The 26,563-nt window shown below is 68.6% G+C and carries 25 protein-coding genes and 1 tRNA gene; 16 read left to right on the top strand and 10 right to left on the bottom strand.

Going from position 1 to position 26,563, the window contains the following annotated elements:
- The first annotated feature begins 1 nt into the window (after position 1).
- Complete coding sequence (locus tag CKO33_RS00315) at positions 2-1,351, top strand: replication-associated recombination protein A (protein ID WP_274600707.1); 1,350 nt, start codon at positions 2-4, stop codon at positions 1,349-1,351.
- Between the two features lie 7 nt (positions 1,352-1,358).
- On the opposite strand, the gene CKO33_RS00320 is transcribed toward CKO33_RS00315, so the two are convergent.
- The 7 genes from CKO33_RS00320 to cysD all read right to left on the bottom strand — a co-directional run bounded on the left by CKO33_RS00320 (position 1,359) and on the right by cysD (position 11,331).
- Positions 1,359-3,677: a nitric oxide reductase activation protein NorD gene (locus tag CKO33_RS00320; RefSeq protein WP_200178118.1), complete on the bottom strand. Its 2,319-nt coding sequence runs from the start codon at positions 3,675-3,677 to the stop codon at positions 1,359-1,361.
- 65 nt (positions 3,678-3,742) lie between these two features.
- Complete coding sequence (locus CKO33_RS00325) at positions 3,743-4,546, bottom strand: CbbQ/NirQ/NorQ/GpvN family protein (protein WP_200178119.1); 804 nt, start codon at positions 4,544-4,546, stop codon at positions 3,743-3,745.
- A gap of 148 nt (positions 4,547-4,694) precedes the next feature.
- The gene (locus CKO33_RS00330; RefSeq protein WP_200178120.1) at positions 4,695-5,024 is read right to left on the bottom strand and encodes a ribulose bisphosphate carboxylase small subunit; all 330 of its coding nucleotides are present in this window, start codon (positions 5,022-5,024) and stop codon (positions 4,695-4,697) included.
- A 74-nt stretch (positions 5,025-5,098) separates the two neighbouring features.
- The gene (locus CKO33_RS00335; RefSeq protein WP_200178122.1) at positions 5,099-6,520 is read right to left on the bottom strand and encodes a form I ribulose bisphosphate carboxylase large subunit; all 1,422 of its coding nucleotides are present in this window, start codon (positions 6,518-6,520) and stop codon (positions 5,099-5,101) included.
- Positions 6,521-6,731: 211 nt separating this feature from the next.
- On the bottom strand, positions 6,732-8,501 hold the full coding sequence (locus tag CKO33_RS00340) for an SLC13 family permease (RefSeq protein ID WP_439099403.1): 1,770 nt from the start codon (positions 8,499-8,501) through the stop codon (positions 6,732-6,734).
- Between the two features lie 8 nt (positions 8,502-8,509).
- Entirely contained in the window at positions 8,510-10,420 is a 1,911-nt protein-coding gene (gene cysN / locus CKO33_RS00345; protein WP_200178123.1) for a sulfate adenylyltransferase subunit CysN, read from the bottom strand.
- Positions 10,420-11,331 carry a sulfate adenylyltransferase subunit CysD gene (gene cysD, locus CKO33_RS00350; RefSeq protein ID WP_200178124.1) on the bottom strand — a complete coding sequence of 304 codons (912 nt, stop codon included), beginning with the start codon at positions 11,329-11,331 and terminating at the stop codon, positions 10,420-10,422. Before cysD ends, cysN begins: the two co-directional genes overlap by 1 nt.
- A gap of 236 nt (positions 11,332-11,567) precedes the next feature.
- Between cysD and nifE the strand changes: the two genes are divergently transcribed.
- The 9 genes from nifE (at position 11,568) to nifM (ending at position 18,795) form a co-directional block, all read left to right on the top strand.
- Positions 11,568-12,980: a nitrogenase iron-molybdenum cofactor biosynthesis protein NifE gene (gene nifE, locus CKO33_RS00355; protein WP_200178126.1), complete on the top strand. Its 1,413-nt coding sequence runs from the start codon at positions 11,568-11,570 to the stop codon at positions 12,978-12,980.
- A 1-nt stretch (position 12,981) separates the two neighbouring features.
- Positions 12,982-14,388, top strand: coding sequence for a nitrogenase iron-molybdenum cofactor biosynthesis protein NifN (nifN, locus tag CKO33_RS00360; protein WP_200178128.1), 1,407 nt, complete (start codon positions 12,982-12,984; stop codon positions 14,386-14,388).
- Positions 14,348-14,839, top strand: coding sequence for a NifB/NifX family molybdenum-iron cluster-binding protein (locus CKO33_RS00365; RefSeq protein ID WP_200178131.1), 492 nt, complete (start codon positions 14,348-14,350; stop codon positions 14,837-14,839). The genes nifN and CKO33_RS00365 overlap by 41 nt, the downstream gene beginning before the upstream one ends.
- A gap of 75 nt (positions 14,840-14,914) precedes the next feature.
- Entirely contained in the window at positions 14,915-15,379 is a 465-nt protein-coding gene (locus CKO33_RS00370) for a NifX-associated nitrogen fixation protein (RefSeq protein ID WP_200178133.1), read from the top strand.
- A gap of 67 nt (positions 15,380-15,446) precedes the next feature.
- Positions 15,447-15,728 (top strand): ferredoxin III, nif-specific, encoded by a 282-nt coding sequence (gene fdxB / locus CKO33_RS00375; RefSeq protein WP_200178134.1) that lies wholly within the window; start codon positions 15,447-15,449, stop codon positions 15,726-15,728.
- Between the two features lie 179 nt (positions 15,729-15,907).
- Positions 15,908-17,080, top strand: a complete 1,173-nt coding sequence (nifV, locus tag CKO33_RS00380) for a homocitrate synthase (protein ID WP_200178136.1) — start codon at positions 15,908-15,910, stop codon at positions 17,078-17,080.
- Between the two features lie 47 nt (positions 17,081-17,127).
- Positions 17,128-17,472 carry a nitrogenase-stabilizing/protective protein NifW gene (gene nifW / locus CKO33_RS00385; RefSeq protein WP_200178138.1) on the top strand — a complete coding sequence of 115 codons (345 nt, stop codon included), beginning with the start codon at positions 17,128-17,130 and terminating at the stop codon, positions 17,470-17,472.
- 7 nt (positions 17,473-17,479) lie between these two features.
- Positions 17,480-17,941: a nitrogen fixation protein NifZ gene (locus CKO33_RS00390; RefSeq protein WP_200178398.1), complete on the top strand. Its 462-nt coding sequence runs from the start codon at positions 17,480-17,482 to the stop codon at positions 17,939-17,941.
- Positions 17,938-18,795: a nitrogen fixation protein NifM gene (gene nifM / locus CKO33_RS00395; protein WP_200178140.1), complete on the top strand. Its 858-nt coding sequence runs from the start codon at positions 17,938-17,940 to the stop codon at positions 18,793-18,795. Before CKO33_RS00390 ends, nifM begins: the two co-directional genes overlap by 4 nt.
- A gap of 7 nt (positions 18,796-18,802) precedes the next feature.
- Here the strand turns inward: nifM and CKO33_RS00400 are convergent, their stop codons facing one another.
- From CKO33_RS00400 to CKO33_RS00410, 3 genes are read right to left on the bottom strand one after another with little or no spacing between them, the layout of a single operon-like run.
- Entirely contained in the window at positions 18,803-19,525 is a 723-nt protein-coding gene (locus CKO33_RS00400; protein ID WP_200178399.1) for an MBL fold metallo-hydrolase, read from the bottom strand.
- A gap of 60 nt (positions 19,526-19,585) precedes the next feature.
- Positions 19,586-19,786 carry a YgaP family membrane protein gene (locus CKO33_RS00405; protein ID WP_200178401.1) on the bottom strand — a complete coding sequence of 67 codons (201 nt, stop codon included), beginning with the start codon at positions 19,784-19,786 and terminating at the stop codon, positions 19,586-19,588.
- A 58-nt stretch (positions 19,787-19,844) separates the two neighbouring features.
- A complete protein-coding gene (locus CKO33_RS00410) occupies positions 19,845-21,143 on the bottom strand; it encodes a citrate synthase (protein ID WP_200178147.1) in 1,299 nt (432 codons plus the stop codon).
- A gap of 302 nt (positions 21,144-21,445) precedes the next feature.
- Here CKO33_RS00410 and CKO33_RS00415 point away from each other — a divergent pair, with 302 nt between their 5' ends.
- From CKO33_RS00415 to CKO33_RS00440, 6 genes are all read left to right on the top strand, one after another.
- Positions 21,446-21,661 (top strand): (2Fe-2S)-binding protein, encoded by a 216-nt coding sequence (locus CKO33_RS00415; protein ID WP_200178149.1) that lies wholly within the window; start codon positions 21,446-21,448, stop codon positions 21,659-21,661.
- Between the two features lie 112 nt (positions 21,662-21,773).
- Positions 21,774-22,268 carry a bacterioferritin gene (gene bfr / locus CKO33_RS00420; protein WP_200178153.1) on the top strand — a complete coding sequence of 165 codons (495 nt, stop codon included), beginning with the start codon at positions 21,774-21,776 and terminating at the stop codon, positions 22,266-22,268.
- 102 nt (positions 22,269-22,370) lie between these two features.
- Positions 22,371-22,447 (top strand) — tRNA-Arg (locus CKO33_RS00425).
- A 51-nt stretch (positions 22,448-22,498) separates the two neighbouring features.
- Positions 22,499-23,779 carry a nucleotide sugar dehydrogenase gene (locus tag CKO33_RS00430; protein WP_200178158.1) on the top strand — a complete coding sequence of 427 codons (1,281 nt, stop codon included), beginning with the start codon at positions 22,499-22,501 and terminating at the stop codon, positions 23,777-23,779.
- Between the two features lie 52 nt (positions 23,780-23,831).
- Positions 23,832-24,839: an NAD-dependent epimerase gene (locus CKO33_RS00435; protein ID WP_200178160.1), complete on the top strand. Its 1,008-nt coding sequence runs from the start codon at positions 23,832-23,834 to the stop codon at positions 24,837-24,839.
- Between the two features lie 11 nt (positions 24,840-24,850).
- Positions 24,851-26,200, top strand: a complete 1,350-nt coding sequence (locus CKO33_RS00440; RefSeq protein ID WP_200178161.1) for a phosphohexomutase domain-containing protein — start codon at positions 24,851-24,853, stop codon at positions 26,198-26,200.
- The last annotated feature ends 363 nt before the right edge of the window (positions 26,201-26,563 follow it).

Here is a 26,563-nt window from a genome sequence, read left to right on the forward strand (position 1 = left end):
GATGGATCCTGCGCCTCACCCGGACCGCCCCCTGGCGGACCGGATGCGTCCCCGCAGCCTGGAGGCGTTCGCCGGTCAGGCCCATCTCCTCGCCCCGGGCAAGCCCCTGCGCCGTGCCATCGAGGAGGACCGCCTCCACTCCATGCTCCTCTGGGGTCCACCGGGGACGGGCAAGACCACCCTGGCGCGGCTCATCGCCGGTTCCTGCGGGGCGCATTTTCTCACCCTATCCGCCGTGCTGGCGGGGGTGAAGGAGATCCGCGAGGCGGTGGAGACGGCACGGCGGGTGCGCCGGGAGGAGGACCGCCCGACCCTGCTCTTCGTGGACGAGGTGCACCGTTTCAACAAGTCCCAGCAGGACGCCTTCCTGCCCCACGTGGAGGACGGCACCATCGCCTTCATCGGGGCCACCACGGAAAACCCCTCCTTCGAGCTGAACAACGCCCTGCTGTCCCGGGTACGCACCTATGTGCTCAAGCGCCTGGAAGTGGAGGACATCCGCGCCGTCATCGACCGCGCCCTGGCGGACACGGAGCACGGGTTGGGGACGCGGGGCCTGCACATGGAGGCGCAGCACCGGGATCTGCTGGCCCGGGTGGCGGACGGCGATGCCCGCCGTGCCCTGAACCTTTTGGAGATCGCCGCCGATCTGGCGGTGGAGGGGCCCGGGGGGCCGGTCATCGACGCCTCCGTGCTGCAGGAGGTGCTGGGTGAGGACTCGCACCGCTTCGACAAGGGGGGCGATCTCTTCTACGACCAGATCTCGGCCATGCACAAGTCGGTGCGGGGCAGCGATCCCGACGCCGCCCTGTACTGGTTCTGCCGCATGGTGGACGGCGGGGCGGACCCGGCCTACCTGGCGCGGCGCATCGTGCGCATGGCCAGCGAGGACATCGGCAACGCCGATCCCCGCGCCCTGACCCTGGCCCTGCAGGCCTGGGACACCTACGACCGTCTGGGCAGCCCCGAGGGGGAACTGACCCTGGCCCAGGCGGTGATCTATCTGGCCTGCGCCGCCAAGAGCAACGCCGTCTACACCGCCTACAAGGCGGCCATGAAGGATGTGCGCGCCCGGGGCACGGAAGAGGTGCCCATGCACCTGCGCAACGCCCCGACGCGTCTCATGAAGGCCCTGGACCACGGCAAGGGCTATCGCTACGCCCATGACGAGCCGGACGCCTTCGCCGCCGGCGAGTGCTACTTCCCGGAGGCCATGGGGGAGCCGCGCTACTACGAGCCGGTGGAACGGGGGCTGGAGATCCGCATCGGGGAGAAGCTGCGGGATCTGCGCCGGCGCAACGAGGAGGCCCGGGCCCGCGGGGGCCGGGCCGGGGGCAAGGCCTCCTCCTGAACGGCCGCTACCGGGTCAGGCCCGCATAGAGCATGGGCAGGGTCTCGGGCAGTCGCTCCACGTGATCCACCACCCGGTAGCCCCGGGGGCCGAAGATGCGTTCCACGTAGTCATCGGCGTGGGGGTCCAGGCTCAGGCAGAAGGTGTCCACCCCCAGGCGGGCCATCTCCTCCACGGCGTGATGGGCATCCTGGCGCAGGTACTGCGGGTCGCGCACATCCGTGTCCGAGGGTTCCCCGTCGGTGATGATGAGCAGCAGCTTCTTGCGCGTGGGCCGCTGTTGCAGCAGCTGCCCGGCGTGGCGGATGGCCGTGCCCATGCGCGTGGACAGCTGCCCCCGCATCCCCGCCAGACGGGCCCGGGCCTGTTCGTCATAGGGCTCGTCGAAGTCCTTGAAGCGGAAATACTCCACGTCGTGGCGGCCGTCGGAGTCGAAGCCGTGGAGGGCGAAGGGGTCGCCAATGCGGTCCATGGCCCCGGCCAGCAGGGTGGTGGCCTCCCGCGCCAGCTCCAGGATGGTGCTGTCGGTGCCGTGGACGGTGTCGTTGGTGGATTCCGACAGGTCGATGAGCACCAGCACGGAGAGATCCCGCACCCGGCGTTCGTTGCGGATGTACACCCGCGGGTCCGGCTGGCGGCCCGTGCGGTGGTCCACCATGGCCTCCACCAGGGCGTTCAGGTCTAGCTCGTCCCCCTCCGGCTGGCGCCGATGGCGCTGCATCCCCTGGGGCTGCAGCGCCTCGATGAGGTATTTCAGGCGGCTCACCAGGGGGCGGTACTTGTCCACCACCGCGTCCACCACGGCCGGATCCCCCTTGCCCGGGCGCCGTTCCAGCAGGGTGCACCAGTGGGGACGCTCCAGCTGCATCTGGTAGTCCCATTCCGGATAGTGGTAGGGCAGGGAGACCGGGGGACGGCCCTCCTGTTCGTTGAGACTGGTGTCCTCCGAGTCCCGGAAGAACTCGCTGGAGAGGATCAGGATCTGCTGGGCATCATCGCCGGCGCCGGGCACGTCCAGTTCATTGACCATCTCCATGAGAGAGACCTGGATGCGTTCCTGGGGGGCCTGGAGGAAGCCCGCCCGTTCCGCCTCCTCGCCGCTGCCCACGGCCCAGAGGTAGCGGTTGTCGTCCCGGTAGGGCACGGGGATGTGGTCGTGGACGGCGTGGAAGCGGTCCCCGCCGGGGAAGTGGGGGGCCAGGGCATGGCCCAGTTCCCAGGCCAGGCCATGGCGCTCCAGGTGCCCCTCCCGGGCGGCGAAGGCCTCCCGTGCCCGGGTGACGAAGGCATGGTCATCCGCGTAGTCCGGGTCCAGCAGTGCGCGGGCGGTGCGGCCCAGCAGGGGGGTGACCCCGTCGCCGTCCGCCGGCGTGGTGGTGTGCAGGGGGGCCCAGATCTGGCGCAGCCCCGGGAAGGCGGCCATGGCCAGGGCCTCGACCCGGGCGTCCTCCATGAGCCCGATGAGCATGCCGGTGATGCCCCCGGGGTCACTGCCGGGCATGGGGCCGCGGCTGTGCACCACGTGGGCGGCGGCGTGGGCGGTGGCGGCGCGGTAGATCTGCAGCCCCTCCACCCCGTCATGACCGTCATAGGCATCGGGGACATGGATGGTGAAGCCATCGATGAAGGGGCGGATGCCCTCCCGGGATTCGAAGTCGCCGCTGGTGGGGCGCAGGAAGAAGTCCCGGCCCCAGAGGGCCCGCAGGTACATGTTGAGGCGCCGGTGCACGTCCACGAAGAGGGTGCCGCGGCGTTCCTTCTGGAACACGGAGCGGGATTCGGGGGTCTCCAGGCCGAAATAGGCCACCTGGGCCTTGAAGTCACGGCCGTGCACCCTGGCCCCCCACAGGGCCCAGCGGCGCAGCCCCCCCAGGGTGAGGTGGGTGAGCAGGACATCCAGGTGTTCCAGCATGGGGCGGATGCCCCGGGGGGCCTGGGCCACCAGGGTGTCCAGCAACTGCAGGTAATGGCCGAAGAGGGCGGGGTCGTTGAGCCTGCGGGCGGCCACCGGGCTGGTGCCGATCACCAGGCTCACCACCGCCCCGCTGGTGCGGGAAGTGAGGCGGGCCACGGCCTCCAGCAGATCCCGTACCGCGTCCTCCCCCAGTTCCCGGGCCACCGAGGGGGCCTCCTGGATGAAGGCCACCACCGGTTCGCTGCCGCGTCCCAGGTTCTGCAGGGTGCGCGCCCCTTCCAGGTAATAGGCCTGCAGGCCCTGGCGGCTGAAGGTGCGCACCGCGTCCTGCCAGGCGGAGGCCATGACCTCGGCGGCGTGGTCCCCCAGATCGTCCAGCAGTTCGCGGTAGTCTTCCAGATTGATGCTCATGGCAATCCCCCACTGCGTCCAAGGGTACGGCGTCCGGTCCCGGGCGCCCGGCCTGCGGATGGGTCTCAGAAGAAGGTGGTCACCGCCGCATCCAGGGCGTCGCGCATGTCCGGATCGTCGGTGAGCGGCCGCACCAGGGCCATGCGGCAGGCGGCCAGGGGGGGCACGCCACGGTGGATGAGGGAACCGGCATGCACCAGCATGCGGGTGGAGATGCCCTCGTCCAGTCCGTGCCCCTTGAGGTTGCGGGCCCGCTCCGCCACGCTCACCAGCTTGCCGGCGGTGTCGGCATCCACCCCGGTCTCGTGGGCGACGATCTCCCGCTCCACCTCCGCCTCCGGGTAGCCGAAGTCCAGGGCGCCGAAGCGCTGTTTGGTGGACTGCTTCAGGTCCTTCATCAGGCTCTGGTAGCCGGGGTTGTAGGAGATCACCAGCTGGAAGTCCGGATGGGCCTGGACCAGTTCCCCCTTCTTCTCCAGGGGCAGCACCCGGCGGTTGTCGGTGAGGGGGTGGATCACCACCACGGTGTCCTGGCGGGCCTCCACCACCTCGTCCAGGTAGCAGATGGCGCCGTGGCGCGCCGCCAGGGTCAGGGGTCCGTCCTGCCAGCGGGTGCCGTCGGCATCCAGCAGGTAGCGGCCCACCAGGTCCGAGGCGGTCATGTCCTCGTTACAGGCCACGGTGATCAGGGGCTTGCCCAGTTTCCAGGCCATGTACTCCACGAACCGCGTCTTGCCGCAGCCGGTGGGGCCCTTGAGCATCATGGGCATGCGCACGGCATAGGCCGCTTCGTAGAGTTCCACTTCCTCCCCGACGGCACGGTAATAGGGTGCCTCGGGGATGTGGTAGTCGCGGATATCGTCTTGCATGATCACTCCTCCGGGACCTCCGGGCATCGCCGGAGGCGACTGCGTCAGGATCCGGGCCCGCGGGCACGGGCCCGGGAGGTGGCCGCTCCCTTGTCCCCGCAGGGCCTCCCCGCGGGGGCGGGCCGGGGTGTCCCCGGCCCGCAGGGGGTCAGCTCCGGTGCACCACGAAGGCCAGGCCCTGGCTCTGGGCGAAATTGTCGTAGCCGATCAGGCGCACCATGTGGCCGGGGTTCTCCTGACGGCAGGCCTCCACCTCGGCCAGTACGGTGTCCACCGACTGTTCGCCGAACATGGGCAGCTTCCACATGTACCAGTAGTGGCCGAAGGCGTTTTCCGGCTCGCTGTGTTCCACCGCCGGGTTCCAGCCCTGTTCGATGATGTACTCCACCTGCTTGCGTACCTGCTCCGGGCTCATCTCCGGCAGGTAGGAGAAGGTCTCGTATTTCTGCGACTGCTTGAAGCTCTGGATGTCGGACATGGGTTATCCCTCCTGAAAACCTGAAAATCGGGGCCTGTGGGCGCCCGGCGGGCGCCCCAGAGTGGGTGCGGACCTCAGCGGTGCTGCACGTCCAGCTTGTCCACGGTGTCGAACTCGAACTTGATCTCCTTCCAGGTCTCCATGGCGACCTTGAGTTCGGGGCTGTGCTGGGCGGCGGCGGTGAGGATCTCTTTGCCTTCCTTCTCGGTCTCGCGGCCTTCGTTGCGGGCCTGGACGCAGGCCTCCAGGGCCACGCGGTTGGCCGTGGCCCCGGCGGCGTTGCCCCAGGGATGGCCCAGGGTGCCGCCGCCGAACTGGAACACGGCATCGTCGCCGAAGATGGAGAGCAGGGCGGGCATGTGCCAGACGTGGATGCCGCCGGAGGCCACGGCGAAAACGCCGGGCATGGAGCCCCAGTCCTGGTCGAAGAAGATACCCCGGGAGCGGTCCTCCTTGATGTAGTCGTCCCGCAGCAGGTCGATCCAGCCCAGGGTGGCGTCTCGGTCCCCCTCCAGCTTGCCCACCACGGTGCCGGTGTGCAGGTGGTCGCCGCCGGAGAGGCGCAGGATCTTGGCCAGCACCCGGAAGTGGATGCCGTGACGGGGATGGCGGTCCATGACCGCGTGCATGGCGCGGTGGATGTGCAGCAGCATGCCGTTGTCGCGGCACCAGTTGGCCAGGCCGGTGTTGGCGCAGAAGCCGCCGGTGATGTAGTCGTGCATGATGATGGGGGCGCCGATCTCCTTGGCGTACTCGGCACGCTTGTACATCTCCTCCGGCGTGGGGGCGGTGACGTTCAGGTAGTGGCCCTTGCGCTCACCGGTCTCCGCCTCGGCCTTCTCGATGGCCTCCATGACGAAGTCGAAACGCTGGCGCCAGCGCATGAAGGGCTGGGAGTTGACGTTCTCGTCGTCCTTGGTGAAGTCCAGGCCGCCGCGCAGGCATTCGTACACGGCGCGGCCGTAGTTCTTGGCGGAGAGGCCCAGCTTGGGCTTGATGGTGCAGCCCAGCAGGGGACGGCCGTACTTGTTCATGACGTCCCGTTCCACCTGGATGCCGTGGGGCGGGCCGCCGCAGGTCTTGACGTAGGCGATGGGGAAGCGCACATCCTCCAGGCGCAGGGTGCGCACCGCCTTGAAGCCGAAGACATTGCCCACCAGGGAGGTGAAGACGTTCACCACCGAACCCTCCTCGAACAGGTCGATGGGGTAGGCGATGAAGGCGTAGAAGCATTCGTCGTCGCCGGGCACGTCCTCGATCTTGTAGGCCCGGCCCTTGTAGTAGTCCAGGTCGGTGAGCAGGTCGGTCCATACCGTGGTCCAGGTGCCGGTGGAGGATTCGGCGGCCACGGCGGCGGCGGCCTCCTCGCGGTCCACACCGGGCTGGGGGGTGACCTTGAACACGGCCAGGATGTCCGTGTCGCGGGGGGTGTATTCGGGGGTCCAGTAGGTCTGGCGGTAGTCCTTCACACCAGCGCTGTAGGTCTTTACGGCCATCGTCGACTCCTTTGGGTTCGGGTTCTGTTCATCCCGCCGCTGGGCGGTCGAAATGAATGTAGTCGTGTTCGACGTGGGAAAGCCTACGCCCGCTTTCTCATTAATGAAAATCAATCTTCATGATGATGTTCATCAAGGATTGCTGATGGTTTGGCAGGGGTATTTGCGCGGGCGGAGCCGGATTTCGGCTGCAGGGAGGTTCAACGAATGATCACCCCCAGATCAGGGGGATGAGGGCCAGGGCCACCGCGCCGGTGAGCAGGGTCATGGGGATGCCGGCGCGCAGGTAGTCGCTGAAACGGTAGCCGCCGGGGCCGAAGACCATGAGGTTGGTCTGGTAGCCGAAGGGGGTGGCGAAGCTGGCGGAGGCGGCGAACATGATGGTGACGGCAAAAGGCAGCACGCTCATCCCCAGGTCCTGGGCCACCGACAGGCTCACGGGGAACATGAGCACGGCGGCGGCGTTGTTGGTGATCAGGGCCGTGAGCAGGGCGGTGGCCAGGTAGACCCCAAGGAGGTTCATCCAGGGCAGGTCCCCGGCCAGGGCGGTGATGCCCAGGGCCAGGTCCCGGGCCAGGCCGGTGTTCTCCATGGCCGCGGAGATGCCGAAGGCGGCGGCGATGGTGAGCAGCACGGACCAGTCCAGGCTGGCGCGGGCGTTGAACATGCCCACGCAGCCACTGAGGATCATCCCCCCCGCCGCCGCCAGGGCCGCCTCCAGCATGGTCAAAAGCCCCGAGGCGGCCGTGGCCACCATGGCCATCAGGATGCCCAGGGCCACCAGGGCCCGGTCGTGGCGCGGCGCCGCCGAGTCCTGGATCTGGGTCATGAGGAAGAAGTCCCGCCGGTTGCGGTGCTGGGCCAGGAAGCCGGAGCTGGCCTCCACCAGCAGGGTGTCGCCGGGGCGCAGGGTGATGTCGCCGATCTTGCCGTGCAGGCGCTGGCCGTTGCGGGCCACGGCGATGACCACGGCGTTGTAACGGTTGCGGAACCGGCCGTCGCGGATGGTCATGCCGGCGATGGGGCAGGTGTCGGAGACCACCATCTCCAGCAGCACCCGGTCGGCGCGGTGGCCGTCCAGCTTGAATACCTGCCCGGTGGCCGGGGACAGGCCACGAATGCGCTGCAGGTCCGCCATGGAGTCCACCACCCCCACGAAGATGAGGCGGTCGCCGGCCTGCAACCGCTCCTGGGGGGAGACGGCGGGCAGCAGGGTGCCCTGGCGGTCCAGTTCCATGAGATAGCCGCCGGGCAGGTGGCGCAGGCCTGCCTCCTCGATGGTGCGCCCCACTAGGGGGCCGCCCGGTTCCACCAGCATCTCCAGGGTGTATTCCCGCGGATCGTCGATCTTGTCCATGACCGGGCGCCGGTCGGGGAACAGCTGGCGGTTGAACATCAGCATGAAGACCAGCCCGGCCAGGGCCACGGGGCCGCCCACCCAGGCGATGTCGAGGATCCCCAGGCCCTCGCCGTCGTGCTGGATGAGCAGGCCGTTGATCACCAGGTTGGTGCTGGTGCCGATCACCGTCACCGTGCCGCCGAGGATGGCGGCGTAGGACAGGGGCATCATGAGCCGGGAGACGGGCAGTTCCAGCTTGCGCGCCCATTCGTTCACGGCGGGGATGAGCATGCCCACCACCGGGGTGTTGTTGAGAAAGGCGCTGAGGAAGGCCACCGGGGCCGTGAGCCGCCACTGGGCCCGGCGCAGGGAGCGGGGGCGTCCCAGCAGGGCGTGCACGATCCACTGGATGCCGCCGGTCTCCCGCAGCCCGGCCACCACCACGTAGAGGGCGGCGATGGTGATCACCCCCTCGTTGGCGAACCCGGAGAAGGCCTCGGCGGGGGTGATGACCCCGGCCAGCAGCAGCACCACCACGCCCCCCAGGAACACCAGGTCCGGGGCGGCGCGGGTGAGGGTGAGCACCGCGAGCATGCCCGCCACCACCAGGGCGGTGAGCCCGGCATCCATGGGCAGGGGCATGGCGGGGCCTAGCGGGGGATCATGCCCTGGTCCCGCAGGGCCTGGATGACCCGGTTGGAGGCGGCCTCCACGTCCAGATGGGCGCCGTCCAGGGTCACCTCCGGGTTCTCGGGGGGTTCATAGGGGGAATCGATGCCGGTGAAGTTCTTCAGCTCGCCCCGGCGGGCCTTGCGGTAGAGCCCCTTGGGATCCCGCTGTTCGGCCACCTCCAGGGGGGTGTCCATGAACACCTCCACGAATTCCCCGTCTTCCAGCCGGTCCCGGGCCAGGCGGCGCTCGGAGCGGAAGGGGGAGATGAAGGCGGTGAGCACGATGAGTCCGGCATCCACCATGAGCCGGCTCACCTCGGCGATGCGGCGGATGTTCTCCACCCGGTCCTCCTCGGTGAAGCCCAGGTCGCGGTTGAGGCCGTGACGGACGTTGTCCCCGTCCAGCAGGTAGGTGTGCACCCCCAGGGCGTGGAGCTTTTCCTCCACCCGGTTGGCCACGGTGGACTTGCCGGAGCCGGAGAGCCCGGTGAACCAGATCACCCCGGGACGGTGCCCCTTGAGGGCGGCGCGGGCGGCCTTGTCCACGTCCACGTGCTGCAGGTGGATGTTGTGGGCGCGGCGCAGGGCGAAGTCGATCATGCCGGCGCCCACGGTGTGGTGCTCGAAACGGTCGATGAAGATGAAGCTGCCCATGTCCCGGTTCTCCTCGTAGGGGTCGAAGGGGATGGGCCGGTCCAGGCTGATGTTGCACACGCCGATGCCGTTGAGCTCCAGGGTATCGGCGGCCAGGCGCTCCAGGGTGTTCACGTTCACCTGGTATTTGATGTCGGTGACCGTGGCCTGCACCGTCTGCACCCCGGCCTTCATCAGGTAGGTGCGACCGGGGTAGAGGGGCTCCTCGTGCATCCAGACGATCCTGGCCTCGAACTGGTCGGCCACCTGGGCGGGGGCGTCGGCACCGCAGATCACCGAGCCCCGGGAGACATCGATCTCGTCCTCCAGGGTGAGGGTGATGGATTCCCCCGCCAGGGCCCGGGGCCGGTCCCCTTCGTCGCTGACGATACGCGCCACCCGGGTCTCCTTGCCCGAGGGCAGGACCCGCACCCGGTCGCCGGGGTGCAGGATGCCGCCGGCCAGGGTGCCGCAGAAGCCGCGAAAGTCCAGGTTGGGGCGGTTGACCCACTGTACCGGCAGGCGCACGGGGGCCCGCTGCATGCGCGTCTCGTCCACCTCCACCGTCTCCAGACAGCCCATGAGGGTGGGGCCATGGAACCAGTGCATGGCGGGGCTGGGGTGGAGGATGTTGTCCCCCTTGAGGGCGGAGACGGGGATGGCGGTGAAGTCCTCCATGCCGATGAGATCGGCGAAGGCGCGGTAGTCGTCCACGATGCGCCGGAAGACCGCCGGATCGTAGTCCACCAGGTCCATCTTGTTGATGGCCAGGATGATGTGGCGGATCCCCAGCAGGTGCACCAGGTAGCTGTGGCGGCGGGTCTGGGTGAGCACGCCGTGGCGGGCGTCCACCAGGATCACCGCCGCGTCCGCCGTGGAAGCGCCGGTGACCATGTTGCGGGTGTACTGCTCGTGGCCGGGGGTGTCGGCGACGATGAACTTGCGCTGCTGTGTGGAGAAGAAGCGGTAGGCCACGTCGATGGTGATGCCCTGTTCCCGCTCCGCCGCCAGGCCGTCCACCAAAAGGGCCAGGTCCATGGCGTCCGCCTGGGTGCCCCATTTCTTCGAGTCCTTCTCGATGGCGGCCAGCTGGTCCTCGAAGAGCATCTGCGAGTCGAACAGCAGGCGGCCGATGAGGGTGCTCTTGCCGTCATCCACGCTGCCGCAGGTGAGAAAGCGCAACAGGCCCTTGTGTTCGTGCTGCTTGAGATAGGCCTCAATGTCCGAGGCGATGAGTTCATCCTGGACGTGGGACATCAGAAATACCCCTCTTGCTTCTTTTTCTCCATGGAGGCGGCGCTGTCGTGGTCGATGACGCGGCCCTGGCGCTCCGAGGTGCGGGTGAGCAGCATCTCCTGGATGATGCCGGGCAGGGTGTCCGCCCCGGATTCGATGGCCCCGGTGAGGGGATAGCAGCCCAGGGTGCGAAAGCGCACCTTCTTCATCTCGGGTTCCTCCCCCGGTTCCAGGGGCATGCGATCGTCGTCCACCATGATCAGGGCGTTGTCCCGCCGCACCACCGGCCGCTCGGCGGCGAAGTACAGGGGGACGATGGGGATGTCCTTGAGATAGATGTACTGCCAGATGTCCAGTTCCGTCCAGTTGGAGAGGGGGAAGACGCGGATGGACTCCCCCTTGTGCTTGCGGGCGTTGTAGAGCTTCCACAACTCCGGGCGCTGATTCTTGGGGTCCCAGCGGTGCTGGGCGGTGCGGAAGGAGAAGATGCGCTCCTTCGCCCGGGACTTCTCTTCGTCCCGGCGGGCCCCGCCGAAGGCGGCATCGAAGCCGTGGGCGCTCAGGGCCTGCTTCAGGGATTCCGTCTTCATGATGTCGGTGTGCAGGGCCGAGCCGTGGGTGAAGGGGTTGATGTCCCGCTCCACCCCCTCGGGGTTGATGTGCACGATCAGGTCCAGCCCCAGCTCCCGGGCCATGCGGTCGCGGAAGGCGTACATCTCCCGGAACTTCCAGCGGGTGTCCACGTGCAGCAGGGGAAACGGGGGAGGTGCCGGGTGGAAGGCCTTCATGGCCAGGTGCAGCATCACCGAGCTGTCCTTGCCGATGGAGTAGAGCATCACCGGGTTCTCGGTCTCCGCCGCCACTTCCCGCATGATGTGGATGCTCTCCGCCTCCAGGCGCTGGAGGTGGGTGAGGTAGTCGCCGTCGCGCATGTCGCGTGCCTGTGTTTTCGGGTGCCGGATGGTGATGGCGGGAAATGATGGAGGAAAACCGGTCGGCTTGCCAGCATCGCCCGTTGCCCTGAAGGGGTGGTTTCCCACAGACCCGTTGCCATTGTCGCCTTTGCGACACCCCGCATCCCCCTGGGGGCGCCGCGCCGCGCCGGATCCACCCTGGCCCGCAAGTTGCTAATCCTCCCCTCAAGAAACACGCGGCAAGGGGAACGGACATGAAGGCGGGCGAGATTAAGGCGCTGATGGACGAACCGGCCTGCGGGCACAACACCGCCGCCAAGTCCGGCTGCGCGCGGCCGAAGCCGGGGGCTGCCGCCGGGGGCTGCGCCTTCGACGGGGCCCAGATCGCCCTGCTGCCCGTGGCGGACGTGGCCCATGTGGTCCACGGTCCCATCGCTTGCGCGGGTAACTCCTGGGACAACCGCGGCACCCGCTCCTCCGGGCCGGATCTGTTCCGGCGGGGCCTGACCACGGACCTGACGGAGCAGGACGTGATCATGGGTCGCTCGGAGAAGCGCCTGCTGCACGCCATCCGCCAGGCCATCGAAACCTTCGATCCCCCGGCGGTGTTCGTCTACAACACCTGTGTGCCGGCCCTGGTGGGGGACGACGTGGGGGCGGTGTGCCGTGCGGCACAGGACCGTTTCGGCGTGCCCGTGGTGTGCGTGGACGCGGCCGGGTTCTACGGCTCCAAGAATCTGGGCAACCGCATCGCCGGGGAGGCCATGGTGGAGCAGGTGGTGGGCACCGGCGAGCCGCCGCCCCCGCGGCAGGCGGGACACGGGGGGCGGGTCCACGACATCAACCTCATCGGCGAGTACAACATCGCCGGGGAGTTCTGGCATGTACTGCCCCTGCTGGACGAGCTGGGGCTGCGGGTGCTGTGCACCCTCTCGGGGGATGCCCGCTTCCATCAGGTGCGCACCATGCACCGGGCCCGGGCGAGCATGGTGGTGTGTTCCAAGGCCATGCTCAACGTGGCCCGCAAGCTGGAGGAACGCTACGGCGTCCCCTGGTTCGAGGGGAGCTTCTATGGCATCACCGACATGTCCGCGGCCCTGCGGGGTTTTGCCCGCCTGCTGCGGGATCCGGATCTGACCCAGCGCACCGAGGCCCTGATCCGGCGCGAGGAGGACCGCATCCGTGCGCTCCTGGCCCCCTGGCGGCAGCGCCTGGCGGGACGGCGGGTGCTGCTCTACACCGGTGGGGTGAAATCCTGGTCCGTGGTCTCGGCCCTGCAGGACCTGGGCATGGAGGTGGTGGCCACCGGCACGCGCAAGTCCACCGAGGCGGACAAGGCCCGCATCCGCGACCTCATGGGGGAGGACGCCCGCATGATCGAGGAGGGCAATCCCCGGGCCCTGCTGGAGGTCTTCGAGCAGACCCGGGCGGACGTGCTCATCGCCGGCGGGCGCAATCTCTACACGGCCCTCAAGGCCCGCATCCCCTTTCTGGATATCAACCAGGAACGGGAGCACGCCTATGCAGGGTATGAAGGGATGCTGGAACTGGCCCGGCAGCTGGCCCTCACCCTGGAGAGCCCCATCTGGCCCTGGGTGCGGGGCGAGGCCCCCTGGGATGAGCAGGGATGGCCCCACACCGCCCCGTCCGCGGCGGAGGTGCGCTGACATGGCCCAGGTCACCCAGCGTGCCCGCCCCCTGTCCGTGGGTCCCCTCAAGGCCAGCCCGCCCCTGGGGGCGGCCCTGGCCCTGCTGGGGATGGACCGGTCCATCCCCCTGCTGCACGGGGCCCAGGGATGCACGGCCTTCGCCAAGGTCTTCCTGGTGCAGCATTTCCGTGAACCCATCCCCCTGCAGACCACGGCCATGGACCAGGTGAGCGCCGTCATGGGGGGTGATGATCACCTGCAGGAGGCCCTGGTGACCCTCTGCGGGAAGAACCGGCCGGCCCTCATCGGCGTGCTCACCACCGCCCTGAGCGAGACGGAGGGGGCGGATGTGCAGCGGGTGATCCGGCGCTTCCGGGCGGATCACCCCGAATTCGAGGACGTGGCCGTGGTGCCGGTGTCCACCCCCGATTTCAGCGGCGACGCCGAGACCGGTTTCGCCCGGGCGGTGACGGCCCTCATCGACACCCTGGTGCCCGCAACCGACTGTGCCGGCGCAAGCCCCCGTCAGGTGAATGTGCTGGCGGGGCAGCACCTCACCCCGGGGGATGTGGAGGCCCTGCGGGACCTGATCGCGGCCTTCGGCCTGGACCCGGTGATCCTGCCGGATCTTTCCGGCTCCCTGGACGGTCACCTGGCGCCGGCCCGCCTCAGCGCCACCTCCACCGGGGGCACCCCTGTGGAAGACCTGTGCCGCATGGGGGAGGCGGCCCTGACCCTGGTGGCCGGGGCCGCCCTGGCCCCGGCGGCGGACCGGCTGCAGGCGCTCACCGGTGTGCCGGACCTGCGTCTGGACACCCTCATGGGCCTGGCGGCGGTGGACGAGCTCCTGGTGGCCCTGTCCCGGCTGAGCGGCCGTCCGGTCCCGCCCCGGCTGCGGCGTGAGCGCACCCGGCTGCAGGACGCCATGCTGGACAGCCATTTCATGCTGGGGGCGCAACGCGTGGCCGTGGCCGGGGAGCCGGACCGGGTCTATGCCCTGGCCCGTCTGGTGTACGAGATGGGGGGGGAGGTGGTGGCCGCCGTGGCCACCCGCAATGCCCCCATCCTGGAACGGGTCCCCGCCGCACAGGTGCGGGTGGGGGATCTGGAGGATCTCGAGCAACTGGCGCGTCAGGGGAGGGCCGGCTGCCTGATCACCAACGCCCATGGTGTGGAGACCGCCCGTCGCCTGGGGATCCCCCTGCTGCGGGCGGGCTATCCCCAGCACGACCGCCTGGGGGGTTTCCAGCGCACCTGGATCGGCTACGCCGGCACCCGCCAGACCCTGTTCGACCTAGCCAACCTGCAACTGGAATCGGCGGGGCACCATGGCGTGGCGCCCTACCATCCCCTTCATGACCATCCCCCTGTGGAGGCACCGGAACATGGCCCTGCAACGCCGCCTGCGACTGGTTGCCCCGCATGATGGGGCCCCAGAAGGGGCCGACCTGCGCCTGGCCTTTGCCAGCGGCGACCTGGAACGGGTGGATCGCCATTTCGGTGACACCCCGGCCCTGGTGATCCATCGGCTGGATCCGGACGGTCCCCGGCGGGTGGCGGTGGCCCAGTTCACCCCCATGCCCCGGCGGGGGGAGACCGAGGCAGACCGGCTGACCCCCCGCATCCGGGCCCTGGAGGGCTGTGCCGCCGTGTACTGCGAGGCCGCCGGGGTCAGTGCGGTGCGCCAGCTCCTGGCGGTGGGCGTGCAACCGGTGAAGGTGCCCCCGGGCACCCCCATCCGGGATCTGTTGCAGGAGTTGCAGGCCTGTCTGGAGGCCGGCCGCCCCCCCGCCTGGATGCGCCGGGCTGCCCTGCGCCGCAAGGACGGCGCGGCGGGTTTCGAGGCCCTGGCAGACCTCCCCTGGGATGGGGGATGAGGCCCGCTGCCTCCCCGTATCCCAGGGCAGGATGAAGACCAGCACACACAAGAGCACAGCGAGGAAGAGAGACCCATGCCCAGCGAGACCCTGGAAAAAGACCCGATCCTGGAGACCGATTTCGTGCAGGAGGTGATCCGCCAGTTGCGCGCCCTGGACACCTTCGGCGCACGGGAAGGGGTGTCCGAACACCAGCTCCTGGAGCGCCTCCTGCTCACCCGGGAACGGTTGCGGGAGATCCCCATGGTAGGGACGCCGGATGCCGAGGCCCTGACCCGTCTGCAGGTCTTCTACAACGCCCTGGCGGCGCTGATCGAGCGGGAGTGCGGTCGCATGGCCTCCCCCATGATCCACGTCAACGCCGAGGGTTTCGGACGGGTGATCGTGTCCGTGGGCAAGCTGCTGGTGCTGGACCGGACCCTGAGGGATGTCCATCGCTTTGGCTTCGAGGACCTGTCGCGCATGAAGACGGAGGCGGACAAGCAGCTTTCCGTGGCCCTGAACATCCTGGGCGATCACCCCAGGGCCGCCGGTATCTGAATCCGGGGCACGCGCCCCAGGACAGGTCCGGGGCGTTGTGCGCCCTCACTCAAGAGGAGGCATCACTGTGGAACCCATCACCGGCGTGACCCGGGGCGGCACCCCCTGGACCCCCGCCTTCGTCATGGCCCTGAACGAGGCCCGATGCATCGGCTGCGGCCGTTGTTACAAGGTCTGCACCCGCAACTGCTTCGAACTGGTGGAGCGCGATGCCGGGGACGAGGATGAGGACGATCTGGACGAGGCCGGAATGGTGATGCGCCTCGCCGATCCCATGGACTGCATCGGCTGCGGGGCCTGCGCCCGGGTCTGTCCGAAGAACTGCCATGAGCATGCCCCGGCCTGCTGATCTCCCCTGGGCTGGGCTCCGGCCGGGGATGTCGCATATGCCACAGACAGGGCCGGGGTGTGCCACAAGGCCCCTCTGAAGACCCCTGTCATGTGGGTTCTTTTTTATGAAAATCAAGAAACTGAAATCATGGCACGGAGTTCGCTAAGGAGAAGGGCAGACCCCTTGGAGAACAGGCCATGTGCAGCCATCCGGCCCTTGTGATCGATGACACCACCCTGCGCGACGGCGAGCAGTCCGCCGGGGTGGCCTTCAGCAACGTGGAGCGCGCCGCCATCGCCCGCGGACTCGATGGCCTGGGGGTGCCGGAACTGGAGGTGGGCATCCCCGCCATGGGGCCCGAAGAACGGGAATCCATCCGCATGATCGCCGCCCTGGGCCTGCGGGCGCGGTTGCTGGTGTGGGCCCGCATGCGCGGTGATGACCTGGCCGCCTGCCGCGACCTGGGGGTATGGATGGTGGATCTCTCCATCCCCGTCTCGGATCAGCAGATCGGCCGCAAACTGGGCCGGGACCGGGCCTGGGTGCTGGCCTGCATCCACCGCCATGTGGCCGAGGCCCGGGCCCTGGGGCTGGAGGTGGGGGTGGGGGGGGAGGATGCCTCCCGCGCCGACCCGGATTTCCTCTGCCGGGTGCTGGAGACGGCCCAGGCCGCCGGGGCGCGGCGCTTCCGCTTCGCCGACACCGTGGGGATCCTGGAACCCTTCGGGGTCCTGGAGCGTTTCCGCCGCCTGGCGGCGGCCTCGGACCTGGAGCTGGAGATGCACGCCCATGACGACCTGGGTCTGGCCACGGCCAACACCCTGGCGGCGGCCCTGGGGGGCGCCACCCATGCCAACACCACGGTCAATGGCATCGGCGAGCGGGCGGGCAACGCGGCCCTGGAGGAGGTGGTCCTGGGTCTGCTCCAGCTCCATGGCATCGACACTGGGGTGGACCTGAAGGCCTTCCCCGCCCTGTCCCGCCTGGTGGAGACCGCTTCGGGACGCCCCGTCCACTGGCAGAAGAGTCTGGTGGGGGAGGGGGTGTTCACCCACGAGGCGGGCATCCATGTGGACGGCCTGATGAAGGACCCGGCCAACTACCAGGGGGTGGACCCGGCCCTGCTGGGGCGGGAACACCGCCTGGTGCTGGGCAAGCACTCGGGTACGGGGGCCGTCATCCAGGCCTACGCCCATCTGGGGATCCCCCTGGACCGGAGCCGTGCCCGGCTGCTGCTGCCCCGGGTACGCCGCCATGCCTGCGCCCACAAGCGCGCCCCCACCCCCTCGGAACTGGTGGCCTGGTACCGGGCCCTGGAGGGGGATCCCCCCGCCGCCGGCACGGCCGTTCCCGCCCTGGCCTGTTCCTGAGATCGATGCCCCATCCATGACCAGCCATCCACTGGAGGAGGACCCCCATGCACACCGCCCTGCACGATGAACTCCAGGCCCTGGAGTCCGCCGAGGACTTCCTGGAGCATTTCGCCATTCCCCATGACCCTGAAGTGGTCCGGGTCCACCGACTGCATATCCTGCAGCGTTTTCACGACTACCTGCAGGCCGGTCCGCCCCCCGATGGGGATCTGCAGGCCCAGCGGGACCATGGCCGGGCCCTGCTGCTGCGGGCCTATACAGACTTCGTGCATTCCGATGCCCGCACCGAACAGGTGTTCGCCGTCTTCCGGCGATCGCCCCCGGGGGTGACCTGCATTCCCCTGGAGCAGGCCTTCCCGGGCCGGGGGCCGGGCCATGTTCGCGCCTGAGGTGGGGATGGACGAGGCATATGACTACGGCACCCGGGTGCGGGTGGTCCGCAGCCTGCGCAACGACGGCACCTATCCGGGCCTGGACCGGGGGGATCTGCTGGTGCGCCGGGGGTCGGTGGGAGTGGTTATCGGCCGCGGCACCTTCCTCCAGGATCAGGTGATCTACAGCGTGCGCTTTTTGGACGTGGACCGCGTGGTGGGTTGCCGGGACCGGGAGCTGATCCCCGCCGATGCCCCCTGGGTGCCCAGCCGCTTCGCATCCCGGGATCGGGTACGGCCCCGGGTCCCCCTGGGGATCCGGGGGGCGGTGGTGGTGCCCGCCGGGACCCCCGGGGAGGTGATGCGGGTGCTGACGGATCGCCCTTCGGGGGTGACCTATCACGTGAATTTCCACGGGCGGATCCTGGAGGTGCCGGAGACGGCCCTGGCCGCCCCGCAAGCACCGGAAGAAGAGGAGACGGGATGATGGCAATGCAAACCCGGGAGCAGGATCCGGATCTGACCTATCTGTGCCTGCGCACGGCCCTGGACTGTTTCCAGAAACCCTGGGGGGAACTGGACGAAGCCCAGCAGGCGGTGGTGCAGACCCGGGCCCGGCGCGCCCGGGCCATCGGGGCCCGGGTCCTGGCCTCGCCGGAGGCCCTGGGCGTGCACGTGCCCAGGGAAACCCTGGCCCATGCCCTGGCGGAGATCCGGGGGCGCTATCCCGACGCGGCGGCTTTTGTCCGGGATCTGCAGGCCCAGGGGTTCGATGAGCCGGCCTTTCGCCGGGCCCTGGAACGGGATCTGCACCTGGAGGCGGTGCTGGAGCGGGTGGCCCACCGTGCCGCCCCGGTGACCGAGGTGGAGGTGGAACTCTTCTATCATCTGCACCTGGAGCGGTTCCAGCGCCCCGAGACCCGCAGCGTGCGCCAGATCCTGGTGACCGTGAATCCCGACTACCCGGAGAATACCCCCGAGGCCGCGCGCCGGCGCCTGGGGGACATGGCCCGGGCGCTGCGCCGGGGCGAGGCGCGGTTCGAGGAGCTGGCGGCGCGCCACTCCGAATGTCCCAGTGCCCTCCACGGCGGACTCCTGGGCAGTGTCCCCCGGGGAACCCTCTTCCCCGAACTGGACCAGGCCCTCTTCGCCATGCAACCGGGAGGGATCAGTCCGGTCCTGGAGACGGAGGTGGGGCTGCACCTGCTGCGCTGTGACCAGGTGATCCCGGCGGGGACGGTGCCTTTGGAGCAGGTCCGGGACCGCATCCGCGCGCAACTGGAGAAACGCCGCCGCAAGGCCTGCCAGCGGGCCTGGCTCGAGGCACTGCAGGCGGCCTGAAGGGGGATCAGCCGGCAGCGGGGGCCGGCTCCGGACCGTAGGGACCGCTGCGTACCCGGTCGTGGACCTCCATGCGGTAGTGGACGAAGGCCTCGGGATCCTCGAACTGCAGGAAGGGATTGCCCCGGATCTGCTGCTCCAGGGTGGTGGAGGGCTCCACGCCGTAGTCGTGTCCGGGATGGATGAGGGTCCGGGGCGGGAGGGTATCCTTCAGGCGCTGCAGGCTGGCGTACAGGGCCCGCGGGTCGCCGCCGGGGAGATCGCAGCGGCCGCAGCCGTAGACGAACAGGGTGTCCCCGGTGATCAGGTCGTCCCCCACGTGATAGCAGGCCCCGCCCGGGGTATGCCCCGGGGTGTGCAGCACCCGGATGGGGGTGGCCCCCAGATGGAAGATGTCTGCGTCGTGGTGCAGGATGGCATCGTCGGGGGCATGCCCCCAGGCCTCGGCCTCCGCCGCGGTGAGATGCACCCTCAGGTCGGCCCGGGCGCGCAGGGGTTCCAGGGCATTGATGTGGTCCGGGTGGCTGTGGGTGAGCAGGACATCGGTGAGGGTGAGCCCGTTGCGGTTAACACAGTCCATGATGGCATCGGCGTCCCAGGCCGGGTCCACCACGGCGGCATGGCGCGTGGCCCGGTCCTCGATGAGATGCACCAGGTTGTCCATGGTGCCAAGTCGCAGGGTGTGGATCAGATGGCCGGGGGCGTTGGACATGGGGACTCCGGCGGGCATGGGGAATGAGGGGATCAAGGCGGGCCCCGCCGAAGCGGGGCCGCCCCATGTCGGGCCGGCTCAGTTGAAGGCCTGGCCGGGCTTGAAGCCGAACTTCTTCAGGAGGATGGCCGCGGGGCAGAAGCCCGTGAAGGCCGACTGGATCAGGTTCACCCCCACGAAGGCGGTGAGCCACAGCCACAGGGGACTGGTCAGGGACAGCAGCAGGCTGAGCAGGATCATGCTGCCGGCGACCACCAGGACGGCGCGGTCGATGCTCATGTTGTTCATGCTCCGTTCCTCTCCTTGAAGTTTGGGTAAGGCCAATATAGACCCGGGTTCAGCGCTTCTCAATGGGGATGTAGTCCCGCGGCGCGGCTCCGGTGTAGAGCTGGCGGGGGCGTCCGATGCGGGATTCGGGGTCCTGCATCATCTCGCACCAGTGGGCATTCCAGCCAACGATGCGGGCCAGGGCGAAGATGGCGGTGAACATGTTCAGCGGGATGCCCATGGCCCGCAGGATCAGCCCCGAGTAGAAGTCCACGTTGGGGTAGAGTTTGCGTTCCTTGAAGTAGTCGTCCTCCATGGCGATGCGTTCCAGTTCCATGGCCACCTCGAACATGGGCTGGTTCTCCGCCCCCATCTGCCGCAGCAGTTCATGACACATCTTGCGGATGATCTTGGCGCGGGGATCGTAGTTCTTGTAGACGCGATGCCCGAAGCCCATGAGCCGGAAGGGGTCGTCCTTGTCTTTGGCGCGCTGGACGAAATGTTCCACCTTCTGGCCGCTCTCGACGATGTCCTCCAGCATGCGCACCACCTTCTCGTTGGCGCCGCCGTGCAGCGGCCCCCAGAGGGAGGCGATGCCGGCGGAGACGGCGGCGAAGGGGTTGGCCTCGGAACTGCCCGAGAGGCGCACCGTGGAGGTGGAGGCGTTCTGCTCGTGGTCCGCGTGCAGGATCAGGATCAGGTCCAGGGCCTTGGCGAAGATGGGGTTGGGTTCGTAGCGCTCGGTGGGCACGCCGAACATCATGCGCAGGAAGTTCTCGCTGTAGCCCAGTTCGTTGTCCGGATACAGGAAGGGCTGGCCGATGGCGTACTTGTAGGACCAGGCGGCGATGGTGGGCATCTTGGAGATCATGCGGTGGGCCGCGATCTCCCGGTGATGGGGGTTGTGCACATCGGTACTGTCGTGGAAGAAGGCCGACAGGGCGCCAAACACCCCCACCATGATGGCCATGGGATGGGCATCGTGGCGGAAACCGTCGTAGAAGCGGCGGATGGCCTGGTGGGGCATGGAGTGCTTCTGGATGATGCGGGTGAAGGTCTCCAGCTGCGTGGCCGTGGGCAGCTCGCCGTAGAGCAGCAGGTAGCAGGTCTCCAGATAGGTGCTGTGTTCCGCCAGCTGTTCGATGGGGTAGCCGCGGTACATGAGGATGCCCTGCTCCCCATCGATGAAGGTGATGTCGCTGCGGCAGCTGGCGGTGGACATGAAGCCGGGATCGTAGGTGAAGTAGCCCAGTTCCCTGGACAGGGGGCGGATGTCCACCGTGGCCGGGCCCAGGGTCCCCTCGAGGACGGGCAGTTCCACCTGTTTGCCGGTGGCGTTGTCGATGACCGTGACGGTACGGGATGTCATGGGGAATTCCTCGTCATCCGTTGTGCTGAAATAGGGATCGTCCCGGGGCGGTGTGCGAATCCGCCATGTCCGATGAGCCCACGCCGGGGACCGGCCTGCACTGTATTGCGTTGCAGCACCCGGCGTCCACGTTCCTGGCCCGAAAAGGCTGTTGTCCTCCTCCCGGTTTCGGTGGGGCCGGCGGGCATGAATCCGACCATTATGCCAGAGAATATCCCGGGGGGGATCGCCCGGCGGGTGTTTGACAGGGGGAGGGGGCCGGCCTAATTTCTTAGTAAATAGGTCAACAATGGGGTGATGTGATGTACGTGTGCCTGTGCCGGCAGGTGACCGACCGGGTCATCCGCCGCGCCATCGCCGAGGGGGCGGACAGCCTCGAGGCCCTGCAGGCGCAATTGGGGGTGTGCCTGGAGTGCGGCCGTTGCACCGCCCAGGTGGAGTCCCTCCTGCGGGAGGTACGGGGGCAGCGGTGCCCGGGAGGGGAGGAGGTATCCAGCCCTGCCTGTCCCCCGCGCTGAATCCCTTCCGTGGCTGGCATTTTTCCGGATTTGGTTTAGACTCGATCTAAATCAGGCATGGGCCGGGGTAACCGGTCCACAGGGAACACCCACGCAGCGGGAGGGAGGCATCATGAAAGGCGACCACCAGGTCATCGAACACCTCAATCAGGCCCTCAAGGGGGAATTGACCGCCATCAACCAGTATTTCCTGCATGCCCGCATGTTCAGGAACTGGGGGCTGAGCCGGCTGGATGCCTATGAATACCGGGAGTCCATCGACGAGATGAAGCATGCCGACCGGCTCATTGAACGTATCCTGTTCCTGGAGGGGCTGCCCAACCTGCAGGACCTGGGCCAGCTCTACATCGGCGAGCATGCCCGGGAATGCCTGGAATGCGACCTGAAGCTGGAGCTGGAGGGGCACGCCGTGTACAAGCGCGGGATTGCCCACGCCCACGAGGTGGGGGATCACGTGACCCGGGACCTGCTCACGGAGATCATCACCGAGGAGGAGGGGCACATCGACTGGATCGAGACCCAGCTGGAACTGATGGACCGCATCGGCGTGGCCCGCTGGGAGCAGACCATGATGGGGGATCCCACGGCCGGGGAAGAGGCGACCTGATCCCGGTTCGGGCCGAAAAGACCGCGGCCCGACGATGCCTTTCGGGGGGGCGGGGAACTGGGCTATCCTATATTCCACCTCGCCGCACTGCGGGCGGGGCATGCCCCGGTAGCTCAGCTGGATAGAGCATCCCCCTCCTAAGGGGAAGGTCGCAGGTTCGAATCCTGCCCGGGGCGCCAGTTCTCCGACAGGGCCCGGGGCGGCCCGGAACCGCCAAGGCGAGGGATCCCATGAACGAAAAGATCGGTGTCATCGGCCTCGGGTACGTGGGCCTGCCCGTGGCCCTGGCCTTTGCGCAGCGCATTGCCGGCACCGTTGGATTCGACATCAGCCCCCGCCGCATCCGCACCCTGCGCGACGGCCACGACTACACCGGCGAGGTGACGGCCCGGGAGCTGCAGGAGGCGGATCTGCATCTCACAGACGATCCGGGTGACCTGGCCGGATGCACCTTCCTCGTGGTCACCGTGCCCACCCCCATCGATGCGAACCGCCAGCCGGATCTGGACCCCCTGATCCGGGCCTGCGAGACCGTGGGGCGGGTGCTTGCGCCGGGCGCGGTGGTGGTCTTCGAGTCCACGGTCTACCCCGGGGTCACCGAAACGATCTGCGGCCCCGTCCTGGCCCGGGTCTCCGGGCTGCGCCAGGGGGTGGACTTCAAACTGGGCTATTCCCCCGAACGCATCAATCCCGGCGACCGGGAACACACCCTGGAACGCATCGTCAAGGTGGTGGCCGGCGAGGATGAGCACACCCTGGAACGGGTGGCCGCCGCCTACGGGGCCATTGTCGACGCCGGCGTGCACCGGGCCCCCAGCATCCAGGTGGCCGAGGCCGCCAAGGTGATCGAGAACACCCAGCGGGACCTGAACATCGCCCTGATGAACGAGCTGGCCCTGATCTTCGACCGCCTGGGCATCCGCACCCGGGATGTGCTGGAGGCCGCCGGCACCAAGTGGAACTTCCTGCCCTTTCGCCCCGGCCTGGTGGGCGGGCACTGCATCGGCGTGGACCCCTACTACCTCACCGCCAAGGCCAAGGCGGTGGGCTATTACCCCCAGGTGATCCTGGCGGGGCGTCGCATCAACGATGGCATGGGGGCCTATGTGGCCCAGCGCCTGGTGAAGCTGCTCATCGAACAGGACCGGCCCGTCAAACGCGGCCGCGTGGGGGTGCTGGGCATCACCTTCAAGGAGGACGTGCCGGATCTGCGCAACTCCCGCGTGCCCGACATCCTCCAGGAGCTGCGCCAGTTCGGCATCGAGCCTTGCGTGCACGATCCCCTGGCGGACCCGGAAGAGGCCCGGGAGGAGTACGGCCTGGAGCTGGTCGACCTGGAGGCCTTCACCGACCTGGACGGGCTCATCCTCGCCGTGCCCCACCGGGCCTACCTGGAGCAGGGCCCTGCGGGGCTGTGCCGGCACCTGGTGGACGGCGGGGTGCTGGTGGATGTGAAGTCTGTCCTGGCGCCGCAGGAGATCCCCGGAAACCTTCGCCACTGGAGCCTCTGAAGCCTCCGTGGCGCGTCCATCCACACCAACCGTCCAGTACACGAGGGAAGACATGAAGGTCCTGGTCACCGGCACGGCGGGATTCATCGGCGCGGCCCTGGCCCTGCGCCTCCTGGAGCGCGGCGATGAGGTGATCGGCGTCGACAACCTCAACGACTACTACGACGTGAATCTCAAGCGGGCGCGTCTGGAGCGGCTCACCCCCCACCCGGGGTTCACCGACGTGCGCGCCGACATCGCCGACCGCGAGGCCATGGAGACGGTCTTCGCCCGCCACCGTCCGCAGCGGGTGGTGCACCTGGCCGCCCAGGCGGGGGTGCGCTACTCCCTGGAGAATCCCCACGCCTATGTGGACACCAACCTGGTGGGCTTTCTTCATATCCTGGAGGGCTGTCGTCATTTCGGTGTGGAGCACCTGGTCTACGCCTCCTCCAGTTCCGTCTACGGCGCCAACACCCGACTGCCGTTCACGGTGCACGACAACGTGGACCATCCCATGAGCCTCTACGCCGCCAGCAAGAAGGCCAATGAGCTCATGGCCCATACCTACAGCGCCCTCTACGGCCTGCCCACCGCGGGCCTGCGCTTTTTCACCGTCTACGGCCCCTGGGGCCGGCCGGACATGGCCCTGTTCCTCTTCACCCGCAATATCCTGGAGGGGCGGCCCATCGATGTCTTCAACTACGGCCACCACAGGCGGGACTTCACCTTCATCGACGACATCGTCGAGGGGGTGCTGCGCACCCTGGACCAGGTGGCCGAACCCGACCCGGCCTGGTCCGGGGAACGGCCGGATGCCGCCACCAGCTTCGCCCCCTACCGCCTGTACAACATCGGCAACCACCGTCCGGTGGAACTCCTGCACTACATCCAGGTGCTGGAGGACTGCCTGGGGCGCAAGGCGGAGAAGAACCTGCTGCCCCTGCAGCCGGGGGATGTGCCCGACACCTTCGCCGATGTGCAGGACCTGATGGACGACGTGGGCTATGCCCCTGCCACGCCGGTGGAGGAGGGGGTGGAGCGCTTCGTGCGCTGGTACCGGGATTTCTACGGGGTCTGACCGTGTCCGCCATGCCCCCCTGTTTCAAGGCCTATGACATCCGCGGCCGCGTCCCTGACGAGCTGGACGCGGACCTGGCCCGGCGCATCGGCCAGGCCTATGCCCGGGTGATCGCCCCCCGCGGACCCGTGGCCGTGGGGGAGGACATCCGTCTCTCCAGTCCCGGTCTGGCCCGGGCCCTGGTGCGCGGGCTCAACGAGGCCGGGGTGGACACCCGTTCCCTGGGGCTGTGTGGCACGGAGACGGTCTACCACGCCGCCTCCCTGGAAGGGATGGGGGGCGGCATCATGGTCACCGCCAGCCACAACCCCATGGACTACAACGGCATGAAACTGGTGCGGGCCGGCGCCGTGCCCGTCAGCGGCGACAGCGGCCTTGCGGACATCGGCCGCCTGGCGGCCTCCGGGGATCTGCACACGACCGCCGCCACACCCGGCGAGGACCGGCCTCTGGAGGTCACCGCCGGCTATGTGCAGCGCATCCTCGGTTTTGTGGACCGGGACCGCCTGCAGCCGCTGCATCTGGTGGTGAACGCCGGCAACGGCGCCGCCGGGCCCACCTTCGACGCCCTGGCGGCACATCTGCCGTTCCGGGTCACCCGCATCCAGCACGCCCCGGACGGGCATTTCCCCAACGGCATCCCCAATCCCCTGCTGCCGGAGAACCGGGAGGTCACCGCCCAGGCCGTGCGGGTCCATGGCGCCGACCTGGGCATCGCCTGGGACGGGGACTTCGACCGCTGCTTCCTGTTTGACGAAAACGGCGGCTTCATTGAGGGCTACTACATGGTGGGCCTGCTGGCGGCGCAGATGCTGGAGAAGGCCCCCGGCGGGCGCATCATCCACGATCCCCGTCTGGTGTGGAACACCCGGGACATGGTCCGCGCGGCGGGGGGCGTGGCGGTGATGAGCAAGACCGGACACGCCTTCATCAAGGAACGCATGCGCCGGGAGGACGCGGTCTACGGCGGGGAGATGTCCGCCCACCACTACTTCCGCGGCTTTTCCTACTGCGACAGCGGCATGATCCCCTGGCTGCTGGCCGCCGAACGCATCAGCATCACCGGCCGCCCCCTCTCGGCCCTGGTGGCCGAGCGCCAGCGCGCCTACCCCTGCAGCGGCGAGATCAATTTCCGTGTCCCGGACACGGACGCCGTCATGGCCCGGGTACGCACCGCCTTTGCCCCCCACGGGCCCGAAGTGGACGAGACCGACGGCCTGAGCATGGCCTTTCGCGACTGGCGCTTCAACCTGCGCAGCTCCAACACCGAGCCGGTCCTGCGCCTCAACGTGGAGACCCGGGGAGACACGGCACTGCTGCAGGAACGCACCCGGGCCCTGGAACGGCTGATCCGGGAATGACCCGGATGTTCCATCGTCCCCGGGATCGGTCGGCAACGAGCCAATCACCTGAAGGGCCAAAGGGCCAGGGAGCCCACCGGGGCCGGACCCCCGAAGGCGGGTGTGCGCCGCAGGGAGGCGGCGCGCAAGCCTCCATGGAGGGATTCACGGCGTCCCGCCGCAGGGGGTCCGGCCCCGGTGGGCGGGGCATCCCGAAGCCAGATGGCCCCGGGGAGGCGGCGTGCAAGCCTCCATGGAGGGATGCATGGCGTCCCGCCGCAGGGGGTCCGGCCCCGGTGGGCGGGGCATCCCGAAGCCAGATGGCCCCGGGGAGGCGGCGCGCAAGCCTCCATGGAGGGATTCATGGGGTCCCGCCGCATGCGG

The sequence above is a fragment of the Ectothiorhodospira mobilis genome, from assembly GCF_016584115.1.
GTDB lineage: Bacteria > Pseudomonadota > Gammaproteobacteria > Ectothiorhodospirales > Ectothiorhodospiraceae > Ectothiorhodospira > Ectothiorhodospira mobilis.

Excerpts from the sequence above, each read along its gene's own strand:
- CKO33_RS00340 (WP_439099403.1), bottom strand. The coding sequence starts at position 8,501 with ATGCCCCTGCCCATGGATGCCGGGCTCACCGCCCTGGTGGTGGCGGGC.
- CKO33_RS00410 (WP_200178147.1), bottom strand. The coding sequence starts at position 21,143 with ATGACATCCCGTACCGTCACGGTCATCGACAACGCCACCGGCAAACAG.
- CKO33_RS00370 (WP_200178133.1), top strand. The coding sequence starts at position 14,915 with ATGCCCAGCGAGACCCTGGAAAAAGACCCGATCCTGGAGACCGATTTC.
- CKO33_RS00415 (WP_200178149.1), top strand. The coding sequence starts at position 21,446 with ATGTACGTGTGCCTGTGCCGGCAGGTGACCGACCGGGTCATCCGCCGC.
- nifM (WP_200178140.1), top strand. The coding sequence starts at position 17,938 with ATGATGGCAATGCAAACCCGGGAGCAGGATCCGGATCTGACCTATCTG.
- CKO33_RS00400 (WP_200178399.1), bottom strand. The coding sequence starts at position 19,525 with ATGCCCGCCGGAGTCCCCATGTCCAACGCCCCCGGCCATCTGATCCAC.
- cysN (WP_200178123.1), bottom strand. The coding sequence starts at position 10,420 with ATGTCCCACGTCCAGGATGAACTCATCGCCTCGGACATTGAGGCCTAT.
- cysD (WP_200178124.1), bottom strand. The coding sequence starts at position 11,331 with ATGCGCGACGGCGACTACCTCACCCACCTCCAGCGCCTGGAGGCGGAG.
- nifN (WP_200178128.1), top strand. The coding sequence starts at position 12,982 with ATGGCCCAGGTCACCCAGCGTGCCCGCCCCCTGTCCGTGGGTCCCCTC.
- CKO33_RS00440 (WP_200178161.1), top strand. The coding sequence starts at position 24,851 with ATGCCCCCCTGTTTCAAGGCCTATGACATCCGCGGCCGCGTCCCTGAC.
- nifW (WP_200178138.1), top strand. The coding sequence starts at position 17,128 with ATGCACACCGCCCTGCACGATGAACTCCAGGCCCTGGAGTCCGCCGAG.
- CKO33_RS00405 (WP_200178401.1), bottom strand. The coding sequence starts at position 19,786 with ATGAGCATCGACCGCGCCGTCCTGGTGGTCGCCGGCAGCATGATCCTG.
- CKO33_RS00430 (WP_200178158.1), top strand. The coding sequence starts at position 22,499 with ATGAACGAAAAGATCGGTGTCATCGGCCTCGGGTACGTGGGCCTGCCC.
- CKO33_RS00435 (WP_200178160.1), top strand. The coding sequence starts at position 23,832 with ATGAAGGTCCTGGTCACCGGCACGGCGGGATTCATCGGCGCGGCCCTG.
- CKO33_RS00390 (WP_200178398.1), top strand. The coding sequence starts at position 17,480 with ATGGACGAGGCATATGACTACGGCACCCGGGTGCGGGTGGTCCGCAGC.
- nifV (WP_200178136.1), top strand. The coding sequence starts at position 15,908 with ATGTGCAGCCATCCGGCCCTTGTGATCGATGACACCACCCTGCGCGAC.
- CKO33_RS00325 (WP_200178119.1), bottom strand. The coding sequence starts at position 4,546 with ATGCAAGACGATATCCGCGACTACCACATCCCCGAGGCACCCTATTAC.
- nifE (WP_200178126.1), top strand. The coding sequence starts at position 11,568 with ATGAAGGCGGGCGAGATTAAGGCGCTGATGGACGAACCGGCCTGCGGG.
- CKO33_RS00320 (WP_200178118.1), bottom strand. The coding sequence starts at position 3,677 with ATGAGCATCAATCTGGAAGACTACCGCGAACTGCTGGACGATCTGGGG.
- CKO33_RS00335 (WP_200178122.1), bottom strand. The coding sequence starts at position 6,520 with ATGGCCGTAAAGACCTACAGCGCTGGTGTGAAGGACTACCGCCAGACC.
- CKO33_RS00315 (WP_274600707.1), top strand. The coding sequence starts at position 2 with ATGGATCCTGCGCCTCACCCGGACCGCCCCCTGGCGGACCGGATGCGT.
- CKO33_RS00365 (WP_200178131.1), top strand. The coding sequence starts at position 14,348 with ATGGCCCTGCAACGCCGCCTGCGACTGGTTGCCCCGCATGATGGGGCC.
- CKO33_RS00330 (WP_200178120.1), bottom strand. The coding sequence starts at position 5,024 with ATGTCCGACATCCAGAGCTTCAAGCAGTCGCAGAAATACGAGACCTTC.
- bfr (WP_200178153.1), top strand. The coding sequence starts at position 21,774 with ATGAAAGGCGACCACCAGGTCATCGAACACCTCAATCAGGCCCTCAAG.